General features: G+C 44.3%; 15 protein-coding genes. 9 read left to right on the forward strand and 6 right to left on the reverse strand.

The window, feature by feature from the left end; genetic code table 11:
• Positions 1–21 precede the first annotated feature (21 nt).
• The 7 genes from phnD to dnm_RS17550 all read left to right on the forward strand — a co-directional run bounded on the left by phnD (position 22) and on the right by dnm_RS17550 (position 8,036).
• Positions 22–894, forward strand: a complete 873-nt coding sequence (gene phnD, locus dnm_RS17520; RefSeq protein ID WP_207678209.1) for a phosphonate ABC transporter substrate-binding protein — start codon at positions 22–24, stop codon at positions 892–894.
• Between the two features lie 92 nt (positions 895–986).
• A complete protein-coding gene (locus dnm_RS17525; protein ID WP_207678210.1) occupies positions 987–1,247 on the forward strand; it encodes a hypothetical protein in 261 nt (86 codons plus the stop codon).
• 493 nt (positions 1,248–1,740) lie between these two features.
• Entirely contained in the window at positions 1,741–2,937 is a 1,197-nt protein-coding gene (locus dnm_RS17530; RefSeq protein WP_207678211.1) for an FmdE family protein, read from the forward strand.
• A gap of 354 nt (positions 2,938–3,291) precedes the next feature.
• Positions 3,292–5,406: a TonB-dependent receptor gene (locus dnm_RS17535; RefSeq protein WP_207678212.1), complete on the forward strand. Its 2,115-nt coding sequence runs from the start codon at positions 3,292–3,294 to the stop codon at positions 5,404–5,406.
• A 211-nt stretch (positions 5,407–5,617) separates the two neighbouring features.
• Positions 5,618–6,700 (forward strand): FmdE family protein, encoded by a 1,083-nt coding sequence (locus dnm_RS17540; RefSeq protein ID WP_207678213.1) that lies wholly within the window; start codon positions 5,618–5,620, stop codon positions 6,698–6,700.
• Positions 6,701–6,713: 13 nt separating this feature from the next.
• On the forward strand, positions 6,714–7,322 hold the full coding sequence (locus dnm_RS17545) for a flavin reductase family protein (protein ID WP_207678214.1): 609 nt from the start codon (positions 6,714–6,716) through the stop codon (positions 7,320–7,322).
• Positions 7,323–7,487: 165 nt separating this feature from the next.
• A complete protein-coding gene (locus dnm_RS17550) occupies positions 7,488–8,036 on the forward strand; it encodes a dTDP-4-dehydrorhamnose 3,5-epimerase family protein (protein ID WP_207678215.1) in 549 nt (182 codons plus the stop codon).
• A 100-nt stretch (positions 8,037–8,136) separates the two neighbouring features.
• On the opposite strand, the gene dnm_RS17555 is transcribed toward dnm_RS17550, so the two are convergent.
• Positions 8,137–8,844 (reverse strand): response regulator, encoded by a 708-nt coding sequence (locus dnm_RS17555; RefSeq protein WP_337833620.1) that lies wholly within the window; start codon positions 8,842–8,844, stop codon positions 8,137–8,139.
• A gap of 27 nt (positions 8,845–8,871) precedes the next feature.
• Positions 8,872–9,882, reverse strand: coding sequence for a histidine kinase dimerization/phospho-acceptor domain-containing protein (locus dnm_RS17560; RefSeq protein WP_207678217.1), 1,011 nt, complete (start codon positions 9,880–9,882; stop codon positions 8,872–8,874).
• A 1,149-nt stretch (positions 9,883–11,031) separates the two neighbouring features.
• On the opposite strand from dnm_RS17560, the gene dnm_RS17565 reads away from it, so the two are divergent.
• Together dnm_RS17565 and dnm_RS17570 are read left to right on the forward strand one after the other, a co-directional pair.
• A complete protein-coding gene (locus dnm_RS17565) occupies positions 11,032–11,652 on the forward strand; it encodes a YcjF family protein (protein WP_207678218.1) in 621 nt (206 codons plus the stop codon).
• Between the two features lie 236 nt (positions 11,653–11,888).
• The gene (locus tag dnm_RS17570) at positions 11,889–12,098 is read left to right on the forward strand and encodes a hypothetical protein (RefSeq protein WP_207678219.1); all 210 of its coding nucleotides are present in this window, start codon (positions 11,889–11,891) and stop codon (positions 12,096–12,098) included.
• A 103-nt stretch (positions 12,099–12,201) separates the two neighbouring features.
• Here the strand turns inward: dnm_RS17570 and dnm_RS17575 are convergent, their stop codons facing one another.
• The 4 genes from dnm_RS17575 to had form a co-directional block, all read right to left on the reverse strand.
• Positions 12,202–12,408, reverse strand: a complete 207-nt coding sequence (locus dnm_RS17575) for a hypothetical protein (RefSeq protein ID WP_207678220.1) — start codon at positions 12,406–12,408, stop codon at positions 12,202–12,204.
• Positions 12,409–12,860: 452 nt separating this feature from the next.
• Positions 12,861–13,718: an amidohydrolase family protein gene (locus dnm_RS17580; protein ID WP_207678221.1), complete on the reverse strand. Its 858-nt coding sequence runs from the start codon at positions 13,716–13,718 to the stop codon at positions 12,861–12,863.
• A gap of 213 nt (positions 13,719–13,931) precedes the next feature.
• Positions 13,932–15,077, reverse strand: coding sequence for a 6-oxocyclohex-1-ene-1-carbonyl-CoA hydratase (gene oah / locus dnm_RS17585; RefSeq protein ID WP_207678222.1), 1,146 nt, complete (start codon positions 15,075–15,077; stop codon positions 13,932–13,934).
• A gap of 64 nt (positions 15,078–15,141) precedes the next feature.
• Positions 15,142–16,245, reverse strand: a complete 1,104-nt coding sequence (had, locus tag dnm_RS17590) for a 6-hydroxycyclohex-1-ene-1-carbonyl-CoA dehydrogenase (protein ID WP_207678223.1) — start codon at positions 16,243–16,245, stop codon at positions 15,142–15,144.
• Positions 16,246–16,471 lie beyond the last annotated feature (226 nt).

Genomic DNA, 16,471 nt, shown 5'->3' on the forward strand with positions numbered 1-16,471 from the left:
TCAAATAAGGAGATGAATATTATGAGGAAACGTCTGAAAATTTTATGTGTGGCGTTGTTTCTGACACTGTTAAGTCTGCCGGTGACTGTCCGGGCTGAACAAAAACACTTGAAAACAACGATCCGCCTGGGTCTGATCCCCAGGCAGGACAGAGACATTGTGACTCTTTTTCAACCTGTGCTGGAACATCTGAAACAGTGCCTGGGAACAGAGATAAAAGCATACAGTTCGGATAATTATGAAGGGATTATCCGCGCATTGGCGCATCAGCAAGTTGATTTTGCTTATCTGGGACCCAAAAGCTATGTGGAAGCTACGGAAAAAATTGAGGTGGAAGCCCTGGTGTCAGAGATGAATAAGCAGGGAGAACCAGGTTATTGCGGTGTTATCATTGCTAAAAAGGGAAACGGTATAGAAGATATCGAACAGGCCAAGAACAAAATTTTTGCCTTTACGGAACCTTATTCCACATCTGGCTATCTTGTCCCCGGCGTGGCATTTGCCCGGGATATCAGAATAGATCCAAAAACATACTTTAAATCGGTTCAGTTTTCCGGATCCCACAAAGCTTCCATTCTGGGGGTTAAAAACGGTTCCATAGACGTGGCAGCCACAAATACCATAGACCTTCTTACCCTGAAAGAGGGCGGAAAAATCTCTGATGAGGATTTTATCATCCTTTGGAAATCAGAGCTGATCCCCGGGTCTCCGATATGCGCCAGAAAATCACTGCCGGAGAGCCTTAAACAGTCTTTCAGATCAGCAATGACAGGCTTTAAGAACAAGAAAGCATTAGAGAGAATAGGAATTGGCGGCTTTATTTTAGCTGAGGATAAGGATTATGACATTATCCGTGAACTGAGTCGCATGAAAAAAAAGTTATCTGCAAAATAAGGATTTTTTCTCGTTCACACGCTCTGCCTTAAGAAAAAATAAAAAATGCTTGACAAATTTATTCTTTTCCTGATATCTGTCTGCTTTATTGATTGCCAGAAGGCAGTATTTTATATTTAACGATCTGTTATTACCAAAGCCACGAAGGCTTCCGTTACCCAAAAAAGGTGATGAAGGCTTCCGTGGCTTTTTTTTGTTGGTCGAAAAAAATTACCAAAGTCACGAAGGCTTCCGTTACCCAAAAAGGTGACGAAGGCATTCGTGGCTTTTTTGTTGGTCGAAAAAAAATTACCAAAGCCACGAAGGTTTTTATTGCCCAAAACGGTGATAAAGGCATTCGTGGTTTTTTTTGATCAGAATAAAATGAAAAAATATTTATTTTCAAGATGTTACTAACTCGAGGATTATTTTTTCTCGGCTGGCTGAATTTGCTGGCAATCTTCAGACGGAGATTTCCTCAGAGTTTTTCGCTACAGGGATTTTGTATAAGAAAAGGATGATAAAAAAGGGGATTCGGTCCCTTTTTTCTGATTATAATGGATTGAGGGGAGACAGGCAGCGGCTTTGTTGGGGCGGCATATTTGCAGCATGATTTACTGTAAATATGCCGCTCCCGCGAGGCTTGATTGCTACAAATATTGCCGTCCTTACAGGGGTTGGTTGATCGGTCCTCCCTTAGCTCCGTTATCATCAGGGAAATCCCTCTCAGCAAAAAGTTAAGAAAACTCCTTTCTGAAAATTATTAACAAATTCAAATAGTAAAAAGTAATCATCGGATAACAGCGGACAGTAGATTTGTGTCACCGCAAACCTGCTGTCCGCATAACAAAGAAAGGAGTATTGATTATGAAAAGAAAAATAGGTCTTATGGGAATTGGTCTGTCAGTTTTGTCTCTGATGCTTTGCTATATATGGGGATGTAACTCAGACTCCGACAGTACCGCACAGGAAATTCAGGACGTGGAATATGAGATGTGGGCAAATCTCGGAGACAAGGCCGCAAAAGAGGCGATTGATATTCTGAGCAATGCGCCTGAAACAAAATCAGCGTTTCGTGAGGACCTGATCGTACTCACCAATGCCGGGTATGCCGTGATTGACGGGCATACCACCCAGGCATGTCTGGATGGTCTGCGAAATGAAACCGGGGCTTCTGTGGGAAACACAAGGCTGATAAATGTTCATAGCGCGTCAACATCACCGCTTTGGTTTTTCCTCTATGAAAAGAATTCCGGCAACGGCGTTTATTGTGAAACAGAAACGTCTGCGATTAATCTTTCAAATTTTGAAGTTGCGGATGATCCTTTTGCCCAAGTGAAGTTGTATAACATTAAGGCAGATGACGAACATCTCTATGCGAATTTTTCCGAGGCAAATGAGGAGTTGTTTGTAAACAAGGGGTTCGGAGGAAATGAATTTCGCATTATCAGCATTGCCAATGCCGTGGCCGAGGGCGCGCCTTATGATCTGACCCGGGCATTCCTGTATCATGATCATTTCTGTCCCGGTGTCACTTCCGGCTATCTTTTGGTGAAATATTTGGAGAAACATTTTCCGCTCACAGAAACATATAACAAGTACTTTATTCTTTCAATTCCGCCCTGGTGCAAGGATGACGCGCTGATCACGATGTTGAACGAAACACCTGGAAAACGCGGATACGGCGTGTTTCATCTGAATGATGAAGACAAAGCAAAACTGAAAGACGAAGCCAAAAATATTGCAGGTATCTTCTTCCGCTGGAACGGCGACAGCAATAATCCCATGGGCGAAGGAATTGTACTCAGTTTTGATTTCAGTGAATCCAAAAAACTGAACAACTGGGGCGAGGATACTCCCTGGAACTGGTGGGAATCGAGATTTAAAATGGACATTTGGCTGCTTGATTATCTGAATATGCCTGAAGATTTCGTAGAAGTCATTCCCTTCAACGGAAATAACACCTTTTTCCTGGAAGATTTGGAAGGCATCACCCAGCCGTCCGACATGGTTCGTCCGGGCATGAATCCCCTGCAATTGTTAGGGCTTCAGAACCAGGGCTGATACCAATTATAAAACCAGAGACAAGGAGTGCCAAACTTTTAGTTTGGCAAAGCCTGTCTCCGCCGGAGGGTCAAGGAGGAATGTAGGGTGCCGCACTACATTTTTTATATCGGGTATATTATTTATTTTGAGTTCCCTAAATTTGGCACTCCGGATGTCTGGTTGCTTATTTCTGATACTCGATGATCAAGTTTTTTGACCTGATTCAAACAAAAAGCTTGTTATTCCTGCGAAAGCAGGAATTCATTTTTGACTGATGCGGCGTTCCAGGAACAGTGGATTCCTGCTTTCGCAGGAATGACAGAAAAAAATTTGATTATCGAGTGTACAGAAGTTTTCACAAAGGAGTATTGAATGAAGGTGTTAAAATTTGCTGTCATATTTCTTGTAATTTGTACTTTGGCAGCCCGTCCTGCTGAATCTGAGGACAAGAAGGAAAAAGTTTATGAACTGAAAGAAATTGTTGTCACGGCCACAGAAGTTCCCGATTATGTGCAAGACGTCGTCTCAAAAGACGAGGTCAGCCGTCCCGCCATCTCAGGATCTGTTCTGGATTCTCTCGGCAGCCAGGCCGGTGTGCAACTGCAAAGAGGCTCTGCTGCGGGAACAGAAAGCAGCAAACTGCGTATTCGCGGGTTTGGCGAAACCCGCCTGAGGATTCTTAAAGACGGGATGTCCATCCAGCGGGACGGGTCTTATGGCAACGGGCCTGTGGATTGGAGTATGTTTTCGGCTGAACATGTGGATCACATTGAAATTCATCGGGGAGCCGGGCCTGCGAAATTCGGCAACACATTCGGCGGTGTTGTCAATATTGTGACCAAAAAGCCCTCTGAACAGCCCCAAACCCGCATCAGCGGGGCTTACGGCACTTTCAATACCTGGGATACTCAAATTTCTCATACTTGGAAGGCGGGACCCGCAGGCTGGGCCATATCCGCAAGTCATTTCGAAACAGACGGATATTTGCGGAACAATTTCACAGATCGGGACAATTTTTCCGCGAATGTTTTTTTTGAATTTCCCCTGGAAGTCGAGTTCAGCGCGGGCATGAGCTATTCAGACAGTGAAACCGGAAATCCTGTTTATAACCGCCCGGACAGTCCCTATTATGACAGCGGGGAGCCAGATGCGGATGAGCGGGAACTGGGAGGCCCGGGCATCAGTGCGCGTCTTTTGCAGGGAGTTCTGGCCTGGGGAGATGAAAGCCTGGCCGAAGATGAGAATATTTCTTTTAATGCCTCTCTGACAAAGGGTTTTGACAGCGGATATGCCAGACTCGATTTCCTCTTATGGAATCAGGATCGGAAAGAAGTTTATTACGATGCCGCGGACAGCGGCAAAAAAATATACGAGCGGGAAACAGAGGCTGAGGATAATAACTGGTCTCTCCGAGGCGAGGCAGCGTTTGACCTCTCCCGGCACCGGGTTGAAGTGGGCGGCGAAACCCGGCATTACGGCTGGGGAGATCAGACTGTGAATTATATGGATGAGTCCTATTTCAACGCTTCTGTCAATTTTTTTGCCTTTATCCGAGAGGGATTCAAAGGAGAACCCGAGTGTCTGACCTATCATGCGCTTTATGCACAGGATACCTGGAAAATTCATCCCAGAGCAGACCTGGAATTCGGACTCCGGCAGGAATGGTATGAAGCAGACAGTATTGATCCCGAAGCTTTCGGATATGAATGGCCCGCGGAGGAGACCAGTGTGAGCGAGAACAACCTTGACCCCAGATTCGCACTGACCTTTCGCCCCTGGGACACAGGCGCATTTACAGCCCGTGCCGGTATTGTGCATCGCTATCCCAGTTCACCTGAATATTTCTGGTGGTATCTGAACAAGGGAATGAATTTCTTTAACGAAGATTTCAGACCCGAAGAAGCAAAACAATATGAACTCACTTATCAGCAGTCTTTCTCCGATGTGATGATGGCTGAGATACGCGGCTATTATTATGATGTGGAGGATTATATCAGTTCAACTTCTGTGCCGAAGATCGGCTCTGTTTACTATAACATCAGTGAGGTGGAGATCAAAGGCATGGAAATCGAATTGTCAGCGAATTTATCCTCTGACATGCGAATCTGGACAAATTTCACATGGCAGGAAGGAGATAAAAGCGGAGATCCGTGGGATACAGATAACAATCTGACCCATGAACTCGCTGATTTGCCGGAAACGATGTTCAACATGGGTGCGGATTATGTTTACGGAGAGAAATTTTCAGCTCATCTCTCTTTGAATTACACAGATTCGCGGGAACACTTCAAAGGTGCAGAGCTTGTCACACTGGATTCATACACGCTTGTAAATTGCTCCGCGTCCTACCGGTTTTGGGAATCCAAAGGGAACTCGTGGGAGCTTTTGTTCGCGGCCGAAAATATCCTGGATGAAGACTATGAAGAGGAAGAAGGGTATCCCATGGCCGGTACGACAGTTATGGGCGGTTTAAGAGCCATATTCTGATAAGGTGAGGAGTAAAAAGATTTCGGACAGGGTTGCAAACCTCGTCCGGAAAACAGCAAATTCCGTCCGGAAAATCCTGTGAAAACAGGATTCGTTTTTGGCCGATGCTGTGCTTCTGAAAGCTGTGGATTCCTGCTTTCGCAGGAATGACAAAAAAAAACAGGAATCACAGAAAAAAACTTGATCATCGAGTGATAACAGGAGGAGTAAAATGAAAACTCGCTTTGTGAGTGTATTGGTATTGTTGTTCATATTCATAAACCTGAATCCTGCCGCGGGGGCAGATATCTCAGATATGGAACGTCTGGGGCGGAAGGTTGTCAGCGCGGCATTTCAACGGCTCAGGGTCAGTTCCGATGCCTCTGACCTGGCCTGTCTCACAAATGCCGGATATGTGGCATATAAAGGAAAAAGTACCCGCATTCTGTATGACGTGATCTCGGAAAACACGAAAATCAGCCTAGGCAAAGGCAATCTTCTGCCTGTTCACACCCGGTGGAAAGATGATCTCTGGTTTGCCTTTGTGCAGAAAAAATCGGAAAAAGAACTGCCACTGACCTATGTTTCTCTGAATGAACAGGGTATTCACGCAACCGAACCCATCAATATTTATGTGGAGAAACGCCAGTCCTTTGAGCCGTTTAAAAAAATTTTCGGGAAAAAGGCATTTGCCCTCGTAACCCTTGCCAATGGCTGGGCAGACGGCATTCCCGATGACCTGATGTTCGGGAGTCTGTTTCATGACCATTTCTGCTGCGGTGTTGCCACAGGCTATTTCACCGCTCGCTTCATACAAAACCATATTCCGCTGAAAAACGGAGAAAAATATACTTATATCGGCGCGCCCGGGTGGTGTCAGGATGACTATCTTATCAATCATCTCAACCTGACCCCGGGAAAGCACGGATATTGCATTATGCAGTATCCCTGGTACAGACCCTGGAAAACCTCGGAACAGGTCTATGACAAACTTGGCGGCATTATCATCCGGTTTGATCCCGCGAGCAATACCGGACAGGCGCATGTTCTCCGCTTTGACTGGAAAGAAGATGATTTTAAACAATTTGTCGGCCTGCCGGATTTGAAACTTGACTGGAAAAATCAGCCCTGGCTGCATGTCTGGTATAACAAATTTTTCCTCAGACACCGCGAGCAGCCGGATAATTTTGTATCGATTTTAAAAGTTAAGGAACTGAAAACCAAAGCGGATTTTGAACGTCTGGTGAATCTGGGAGCCAATCCTCTGAAAGAGATTTTAGGCGAAGACAAATCATGGTCGGCAGCATTAAACTGAGAAAGGAAATATTTTGATTTTCAAACCATTTATGAGAGAAGGATTTATTCCGTTACCTGTGGCGTTTATCTCAACCATCAGCAACCAGGGCATTCGAAATATCGCGCCTTATTCCTGTATTATGCCCGTACTTCGTCCCCTTGATCTGATGTGCGTGGCTTCGGCAAAAAAACGGGACACCCTGGTGAACATTCGGGAAAATCGGGAATTTGTCATCAATTTACCCGGTACTGACTTTACAGACAAAGTCATTCCCACGGCAAAGTTCAGCAAGCCCGAAGTGGATGAATTCAAAGAAGCCGGTCTGGAAGAGAAGCCCTCCGAGGTCATTAAAGCTCCGGGGATTGCCGGATGTTACGCGTGGATGGAATGCGAGCTTTATAAGGAATATGAAGAGGAACAATATGTTCTGATTATGGGAAAGGTGTTAAGGCTTGAAGTGGCAGACGAATTTCTGTCGCCGGATGGTTCGCTGGATGTCCGAAAGGCAAAGCCCCTCATGATGACAGGCAGCAAAAAAGGAATGCACTTTAACACCGTATCCGACATAGATCAGTTTGAACCTTTTTCAGCCATGTTTCCGGATAATAAGGACGCATTGGCTTCAAAATACAATCACTAGATCGAAAAGTTTTCAAGCTGTCGCAGGGCGGACGGGGGAGAAACCCGGCTTTTTCCGGCGGGGGAGAGCGCCCTGTCCCGAAAAAACCCCCGGTTTTCTTTGCCGAACAGCGCACAGTCCGGAAACTTTTCGATCTACTGACAATGGTTAAAAAAGGAAATATTTATGGGCAGCGTATTAAGCATGGAAGATTTTGACAGGATGGAACGCCCGAGAATTCAGGGCAGGCCGAGTTTCTATGGTGAAACCCTTATTAAAGACGTTGTTATAAAGGAACTGAGCTTGTTTGCGGATGAACGCGGGTTTCTTGTTGAGATCATGCGTTCTGATGATGATGAGATGAAACCGCTTAATATTAAACAGGCGATTGCCTCATATTCTTATCCGGGTATGATCAAAGGATGGCATCTCCACTCTGAGCAGGAAGATTATCTGGTCTGTGTCACAGGCATGGTAAAACTCGTGTTATATGATTATCGTGAAGATTCAGAGACCTATAAAGTTATTAATGAAATATTTATGGGAGAGAAACATCCCCGTGCGGTTTATATTCCTCCGGGAATTTTTCATGGCATTAAAAACATCGGCCATGAGATGTCAGTGGTGATCGGTATGCCATCGTTGTTTTACGATCCTGAAAATGTTGATGAACGGCGTGTGAATCCTCTTGATAAAGATATTGTTCCCTATGACTGGGATTGTAAAATGGAGTGAGAAGTGAGATAAATATCCGGACAGACGTTTTTCGGAATTTTTTCCCGGACTGCTGAAATGAAATTTCCGTGGTCCGGAGTCAGAAAAAATGTGGGAAGATTTATGAACAGATACTTATCTGCTCTGTCAGTCCGATATCCGCCAATACTGACAGAAATATATCATATTCTTGCTCCAGTTTGTCCATAAGCAGACGTGCTTTGTCAAGCTCGCCTTTTTTCGCGGCAATCTCTATTTCATAAGCAACGTCACTCAGTCTGTGTGCGGCAACATTACTGGCAGTTCCTTTGATCGTATGCGCGTTCATCCGGATTCTTTTGGCGTCATTTTCATTCATATCAGCTTTTAATTTTTCAATTTCATCCTGCAAATGTTTGGGCAGCTGTTTCAGAATATTTTGGCAAAAACTCTCGTTGTCACCCACACGAGCCAAAAGTTCTTCCCTGCAAAAAATCCTTTTATCAGTGCAGTTATCACTTGTCATAGTTGTCGGTGAGGAACTATCAGCAATGACCTGTTCATTATTAACTGGCAACTGATCACTGGCAAGCGATAATTCATAACTGATCACTCTGTATAATTCTTCCGGCTGAATCGGTTTGGAAATATAAGCATTCATTCCCGCATCTAGGCAGCCCTGTCGGTCATCATTCATGGCATGGGCTGTTATGGCGATGATTGGGATATTTCGGTTGCGTACTTCCGACACGGGATCACGAATCATTTTTGTGGCTTCGACGCCGTCTATTTCAGGCATCTGAACATCCATCAGAACCAGATCAGAATCTCTCCCTTCAAGAATACGGATTGTGCCTCTCTTCCGTTTTTTGAAACATCAGCAAAGAACCACCTCTCCTTGTTCCGTAAATTTCACAGCATTGTTCACAAAATTAAGAAGAATCTGACGAAGCCGTAACGGATCCCCGTAAACACATTTCGGAATATCAGGGTCCGTTTGGCAGGTCAGCCCGAGTCCTTTCTCTTTTGCGGTTATGCTCAGAATATTCATCACATCTGCAATCATATCCCTGGGATCAAAATCAACCATGTCCAAATCAAGTTTTCCGGCTTCGATTTTAGAAAAATCAAGGATGTCATTGATTAAAGTAAGTAAAATATCGGACGAAGAAAGAACGGTTTCCACATAATCCCGCTGCTGAAGATTTAGTTCTGTATCAGCCAAAAGCCTTGTCATATTAATTATCGCATTTATGGGGGTACGGATATCATGGCTCATATTGGCTAAAAAATCGCTTTTTGCCTGATTCGCATGTTTTGCCAATTGTCTGGCTGCCTCGATTTCTATGGTCTGTTTTCTGATTTTGAAATATGTGCTGACGCGGGCCACTAACTCCTTCAGCCTGGCGACAAATGAGATATATTTACCATCTGTTTTTTCAAGGCGCTCCGCATATTCCGTGATTCGATCCATGACCCCGAGGGTTGCCATCTTATAAATCGCTTCAAGTTCTTCACAACTTGGTGCGATGAATTTTATTTCTGTTGCTTCGGGAACAGAATTTTTTTTTTCAGCAGCCGGCGTGTTTTCTCTCCTTGTTCCGCAAATTATCGGAACCGCCACCTCGAATCCGAATAAGCTTCCCTTGCCGAGTTCAGCTTTAACTTTTATTTCTCCGCCCATTAAACGGATCAGATGACTGGTAATTGCAAGCCCTGCGACAGTTCCTTCATGCCACTGTCCGGTATTTCTGATTTGTTCAAACGGCAAAAATATCTTTTCCATTTGTTCAGGCATCATGCCCGGGCCGGTATCTGCGACTTCAAAACGAAGCTTGAAATTCGAAACCGGAAACCGGAAATCTGTTTCCGAAATTCCGGTTTCCATACAACGCTTTCAGTTCTTCCTGATGCGGGGGGATGATTTTAGCTTTTTCCTAAGCTTTATCAGCGGTCACGTTTTCATCGCTCTGTTCCAGATACATAAATTTTTTCTGATTATAACGGATTTAGGGGAGGGCACAACATCCTGAAATGACTATATGTCAGAATGGAAAATCTGTCCGTCACGGGGTTCCGGGAACCGGAAATTCAGGATATTTGTTTCCCCGGAAACCGACGTTTTCCGGGAATGTCCGTCCGGCTTCCTGTGAAAACGGAAGGTCGCGCGCAGCCTCCCGAAATCGGAGCCTCCCCTGAATCCGTTATAATCAGAATTTTTTTAATAACACAAGAAGTTCATCTATATCTACCGGCTTGGGCAGAAACGCGTCAGACCCCTTCTCTTTTATGGGTGTGTCCTATCTTTTACACATCCGAAAAAATCAGCCGCAAAAGCACAATGGAACCGCGGAGAGACTTCGTGTGAAACTTTGCGGCTTCGTGGCAAAAAAACGGGCGGGGCCCGCCTTTCACACATAAAACCTGCCCTTGTGTAAAAAGTGGGACACATTCATAAAAACCTGAACAGCAGCTATTTTCTCGGATAAGTCTAAAAGTGTTGACCTTTCAATAAAATTAGCAGGTTATTTGCTTTAATATCAGGGGAATCCTGCCAAAATACAGGTGTAAATAAAATCTTTTTAAATTTCAGACTGTTAATCTAAAAAGTCAACACTTATAGACTTATCCGTATTTTCTATACACCATCTGATCATCATAAGATGTATGATTCAATCATTTATATATAAATTCAATTTATTGTAAAAAAAATAATTCCCGGATCATAAAGCATAAGCCATGAATTTATCTTGACTTATTCGTTGCGATATTTTAAAAGAATTATGGTGTTCCAAAGGCAGGCGCGGTGGAAGCAGAAATCTGTCACCGCCGGGGGGGATGCTTCCCGTTTTCGGAAAATATTACAGAATCTTTTATGATGATAAGAATTTGCAGGACAGGCTTGCAAATTCCGTCCGGCAGCCTTCGCCTGATGCAGATGGGATGCTCCCTGTTTTCGGGAAATATTATAGAATTTTTTTATGATGATAACAATCAATTATAATTAAATATTCTAATTTGTTGTGAGGAACTGAAAATGAAAGCGGAAAAGGAAAAGAAAACAGAGGAAAAGGCGGAAAAACAGGCAAAGGAAACAACGCAAACTGAAAAAATGGAAACCCTGTCAACAACGGAGGAAATAATGAAAGACGAAAAAACAGACAAACAGGCCGGGGAAACATCTGGAGAAATAACGGGAAAGGAAGTGTCTGAGGAAAAACTGGATAAGCTTATCAGACATCATGTATATGGGGCAGTGGCAGTCGGTCTCCTCCCTGTTCCCCTGGCAGATTTTGCAGGACTGACGGTTGTTCAGCTGAATCTGCTCAGAAAGCTTGCCCAGTTATACAATATCCCTTTTTCCAAAGGGCTGGTGAAAAATATTCTGTCTTCCATGGTCGGAGGGGCCTTGCCTACCGCGGTATCAGGGCCGCTGGCAGTCAGCATATCCAAATTCATCCCCGCCATAGGGACGACTGCCGGTGTTGTAACCATGCCGATTGTTGCGGGTGCCACCACTTATGCAGTGGGAAAAGTCTTTGTCCAGCATTTTGCCTCGGGCGGAACGTTTCTGACTTTTAACCCTGAAAAGGTGAAAGCGTATTACACTGAAATGTTCAAAGAGGGAGAAAAGGTTGCCGCGTCTGTCAAATCATAATGAATCTCGGATTGTCAGGTGTCAGATGTTTTAAAAACCATATGAGTTCGTTGAAACTATTTATATCGTCACGACTATCGTCTGACACTTGCACTCCTGATAGGTATCTCAACAATAATTTTTTTAACCTTTTTCTGACATCTTGTACTGAATTTCCGGACAGTTATCATTTTTAAAACGTTATAAAATTATTAAGTGGATATTTACCTGACATATTTAATGAGGAACCTTTATCAATGAAATATCTGCCTCTGACCGTCATTCTTACATTTCCTGTGAGTATTCAGGCTATTTATTTTGCATTATGTCTGGTGATTGCCTTGGCGGGAATAAATAGAAAAATGGGCTTCTGGGGTTATCTTTTCTGTTCAATAATTTTTTCGCCGCTGATCGGTCTGATGGTGGTTTTGGTGTCGGAAAAAACCAAAAAAGATGAGACTGCATGAAGTGCTGAAAACACACCGCGTCTGACAGAGCTTTTTCGAAAGTCTTTGAAAACTGAATTCAGCTTTCCCTCTGATGCTTGAAAAGCATACTGATTTCAGATAGTCAGAAGCGAATTTTGGGATAAGGAGGGGAAGTGTCTTTACTTCCCTCAAGTATCCTGTGCATTCTGTTTTGTTCAGCTTTTGTTTTTCGAAGCTGATCTTTCAGTTTTTTACATTTTTCAAAAGAAGCATTTTCAATCTGTTTTTCCAGTTCTTCCACCTCTTTCATAAGGCGATAAAGGTCTTTTGCGATCATTCGGATAGACATAACAGGCTTGTTCCTTTCATTTCTGCCCCGCGGATTTTATGATAGGGATAAGGGGTTTTCCAAAAGATAAAATACCCGAAAGATATTGAAAAATTACAAACAAGCTTTTTTCCGGCCTGACAAAGCTGCCAAACAGGACTTACTTGAGGCTCAATGTTCAGGGGGAGTTATTGTGTATGCTAAACGGTAACAGAGTTTGGTAATGTTCTAAAAGTGGAGCTGAATTTTTTAACCCTCTGAATCAATTTGGCAAATATCGGAACAAGTCCAGTTTTAGAACACCACCCAGAGTTTAAAAGACTTGAACAAAGCAAAACAGCGGATAAAAGAAAGCTTGTGAAAACGGATCCGTAAGGCTGAAAAACCATGGGACAAATACAAGTTATTGGGGCCCCGCAATTCAGAAGGGATGTCCGCGAGACCCTTCGCCCTTTTTTTGTATGCGTCTGATTCTAGTGAGTCCCCAGCAAATCCGCAATATTTCCCGCAAACACCCTGGCTTTTTCCTCATCCCCGAATCCCGCATGACCGAGCAGTTTATCAATCAATGTAATTTCGTCAGCGTAACCGAACCATGGCCAGTCAGTTCCGAAAAGAATGTGTCCGGGGCCATGACGTCTGACAAGCCGGACAAACTCCTCTTCCTGTAAGGTATGTGCGGCATTTGATGTGTCCATATAAAAATTTTCCGAACGCGGAAGATAGTCACATATTTCATCAAAAGGAGCGGTAAGACCGCCCATATGCGCTCCGATAAAATTTATCTCCGGGTAATGCCGGACGAGATTACCAAGCCCTGACGGCGACGTGTTATTGCGGGGATCTGTTCCAAAGTAGATATCGGCTTTATAGAAGGTATCCATAATCACGAAAAAACGGCCGTCCTCATTCATATTGAAATCCCGGATCGCATCGAACATCCGGAGTGTTTTCGGTGAGTTTAAAGCAAATCCCTGGGAAAAAGAACAGAGTTTTATGGTGTTAATGCCGTTGGATTTCAGCCAAAAAAGTTCTTCACGAGTCTCAGGATAATCCGGATGAAGCGTACCAGCCGTATATAAAAAATCGTTTTCCTCAGCTATTTTTTGCGAAGAAACATTGACCTTTCTCACATCCTGAGCTTTGGCAGTGGGAAGCATGAGGCAGGCGACCGCCCCCGCTGCATGGCACTCATCTTCAAGCGCGTTTGTGCCGATTCGTTTATGGGCATCACTGGTTTGCAGGTGAAGTTCCTTCACCATTTCAGACTTTGCAGAGACATTGGCGATAATCTGAGAGGAAAAAATATGGACGTGGCTATCAATTATCAATTGTCAGTTCCTAACCCGAATAAACTGGAAATAAACAAATTACAAGCACCAAATTCCAAATTACAAATTACAAGCACCAAATTCCAAAAATCCGATCATTGTGATTTGTCTTTTGATAATTGTAATTTATCCTTTTTAAAAAATATGGCAGGCGAGCCACAGGGAGCAGCTCGGCCTGCCATAAAAAGGACATGTGAGGTAAAAGAGAGATAACTACTCCTTCGGTGTCCCCATAACTTCTGCGAACATTTCCATGTTCCAGGTCTTGCACTCAGCAATGTTCTGACGGAACTTGAGGAAGTTGATGGTATCCTGACCCGTAATTCTCTTGGTGTTGAAGGCACCAAAGCCCAGGAATGCCTCACCGCCCATGTTCGCGGCCAGCCAATGACGGTTATAGTTCTTGGAGTAATCCCAGAAGAATTTCTTCTTGGCACGTACACTGTCAATGGATTTGATCAGACATCCGGGGAACAGATTGGCAAAGGTCCAGACAATATTGTCAACTTCTTTGTCCAGGAGCTCAAAATCTGCATTGGCCTGATGCTGTTTGATGAGCGCGCGGGCTTCTTTCAGTTCATCGCCTTTTTTGTACTCGCCATAGACGATTTCCCCATCCTGAATATATTTGTCAGTAATGATCATGGGATTTCTTACCCATTGTCCGTCAATCTTGAGTACCGGCACGCACTTGCTAATGAGATTTTTCATCTTCATCTTGTAGGCAGTCCACATTTCGCAGGAAACGCAGTTCCACATGGCATCTTCCATATTCAGGAACCAGGGGAGGAAATCAGAAGAACCGCCGTCAGGTGCGGAACCATGTTTGGGACCGGCCTGTCCGAAAATAGCCAAGTCTGATGAAATAGCAAGGTCGCAGGCCATTCCGATTTCCTGGCCTCCGGCAACTCTCATTCCGTTTACGCGGCAGACAACCGGTTTCTTACACGCGAGAATGGAGTCCACCATATGATTAAAGAGTTCCATGTACTGGCCGTACTCATCGGATCTCAGGCTGTAAAATTCGCTGTATTCTTTGGTGTTGCCGCCAGTACAGAAAGAGTAGGGGCCTGTCCCTGTGAACACAGCAGCCACAACACTTCTGTCCAATGAGGCGTTTTCAAAACCTGCAATAACGCCCTTTACCATCTCGGTGGTGTAGGAGTTGTACTGTTTGGGGTTATTCAGCCGAATCCATGACACATAAAGACCCTCAGCAACTTCTCCGGTCTTGGGGTTGGTCAGGGGACGTTTTTCATAAACAACGCAAGGCGCATCCGCATCTGTTCCCCAGTGAACGTCCGTGTGCAGCATGTGATCTTTGTTCTCATTGTCTCTCGGCATCCATTCTAAAGCCATAACTCTTTTCCTCCTAATACATTATTTTATAAAAGTCATTCTGGTCAAAAAACATAACTGATTGTTAGAAATCAGGGGTCAGCACAATCCGCTTTGTGGGAGACACTTTATGAGCCTCATCAAAGGTTTCCGCGATGGTACTCATGGGACGGGTCTGCACAAACTCATCAATGTTGATCTGCTTGGAAAGGACCATGTTCAGCACAATAGGATAATACTCAGGCAGACATCCCCATGTTCCGATCACCTCGGCGTCAAATGCCATCAGACGACCAAACGCAAACTCCACCTTTGCCATGCCGAACCCGACCACGATCATTTTTCCTGTGAAACTCAGCAGATTCAGTGCGATTTGCTGTCCGCCTTTGGCACCTGTTACTTCAAAAATTTTCCAGTCAGTACCCGGCAGACCATTTTCCTTGCAAATTCCTTTAAATTCTTTGGAAACAGCTCTGGCGTCCTTATCGGTTGAGTTGATGACAAAATCAGCTCCGTATTTTAAGGCCCTGTCCAGTTTTTCCTGGTTACGGGCGATTCCGATGACGGTCTTTGCGCCGAGCGCCTTGGCCACCTGTCCCATGTACTGGCCAACACCGCCTGTGATTCCTATCACGATAACATTGTCTCCGGGCTGAAGATCGGCTCTTTTGGCGGCCTGATAAGGTGTTGTGGCCGCGTCAGCAACAACAGCAAGGTGTTCAAGCGGCACATCACCGCGGTTTTTGACTTCGCAAAGATCAATGCTCGGCACCGGAATATGGCTTGAAAAACCGCCATAAAGGCCAAGACTGTTGCCTGGCATTTTCTGGGCAAGACATCTGTTGCCGCGGCCGGTTTTGCAAAGCATGCACTGACGACAAGGCATTACAGCGGGAATAATCACTTCTTTCCCGATCCATGCTTCATCACCGGCGACCACTGTCCCTGCAATTTCATGACCTAATGTCAGGGGCGGTTTTGAAACTGTGGGCACTCCGTCATAGAAGTAACCCAAATCAGTATGACACACGCCGCAGCCTGCAACTTCCACCAATACCTCACCAGCTTTTAACTCAGGTACGGGAATTTCAGTCTTTTCAAGTTTGCCCGGTGTCACCTCACCAGTTTCCCTGTTTTTTGAGGTCGGTTGAACCATCTGCCAGGTCTGTATCTTGTCCGGTACTCCCATTTATAGCCCTCCTTAAATAAGATTATTTGATTTATTGATAACACCCTTTTTTTTCTGATATTCAGACTATTCTGTGATGTTGCATCCAAAGCGCGAGACACTTGCAATTTTTCAAAACAGAACTATACTACTTTTTATCATCGAAATTACATCATAGCTACAATGTAACTAAAAAGAAAAAGTTTGTCAATATTTTTATATAACCAATCAGGACGATTGTATTAAT

Origin of the sequence: Desulfonema magnum, assembly GCF_017377395.1 — a bacterium.
GTDB lineage: Bacteria > Desulfobacterota > Desulfobacteria > Desulfobacterales > 4be13 > Desulfonema_C > Desulfonema_C magnum.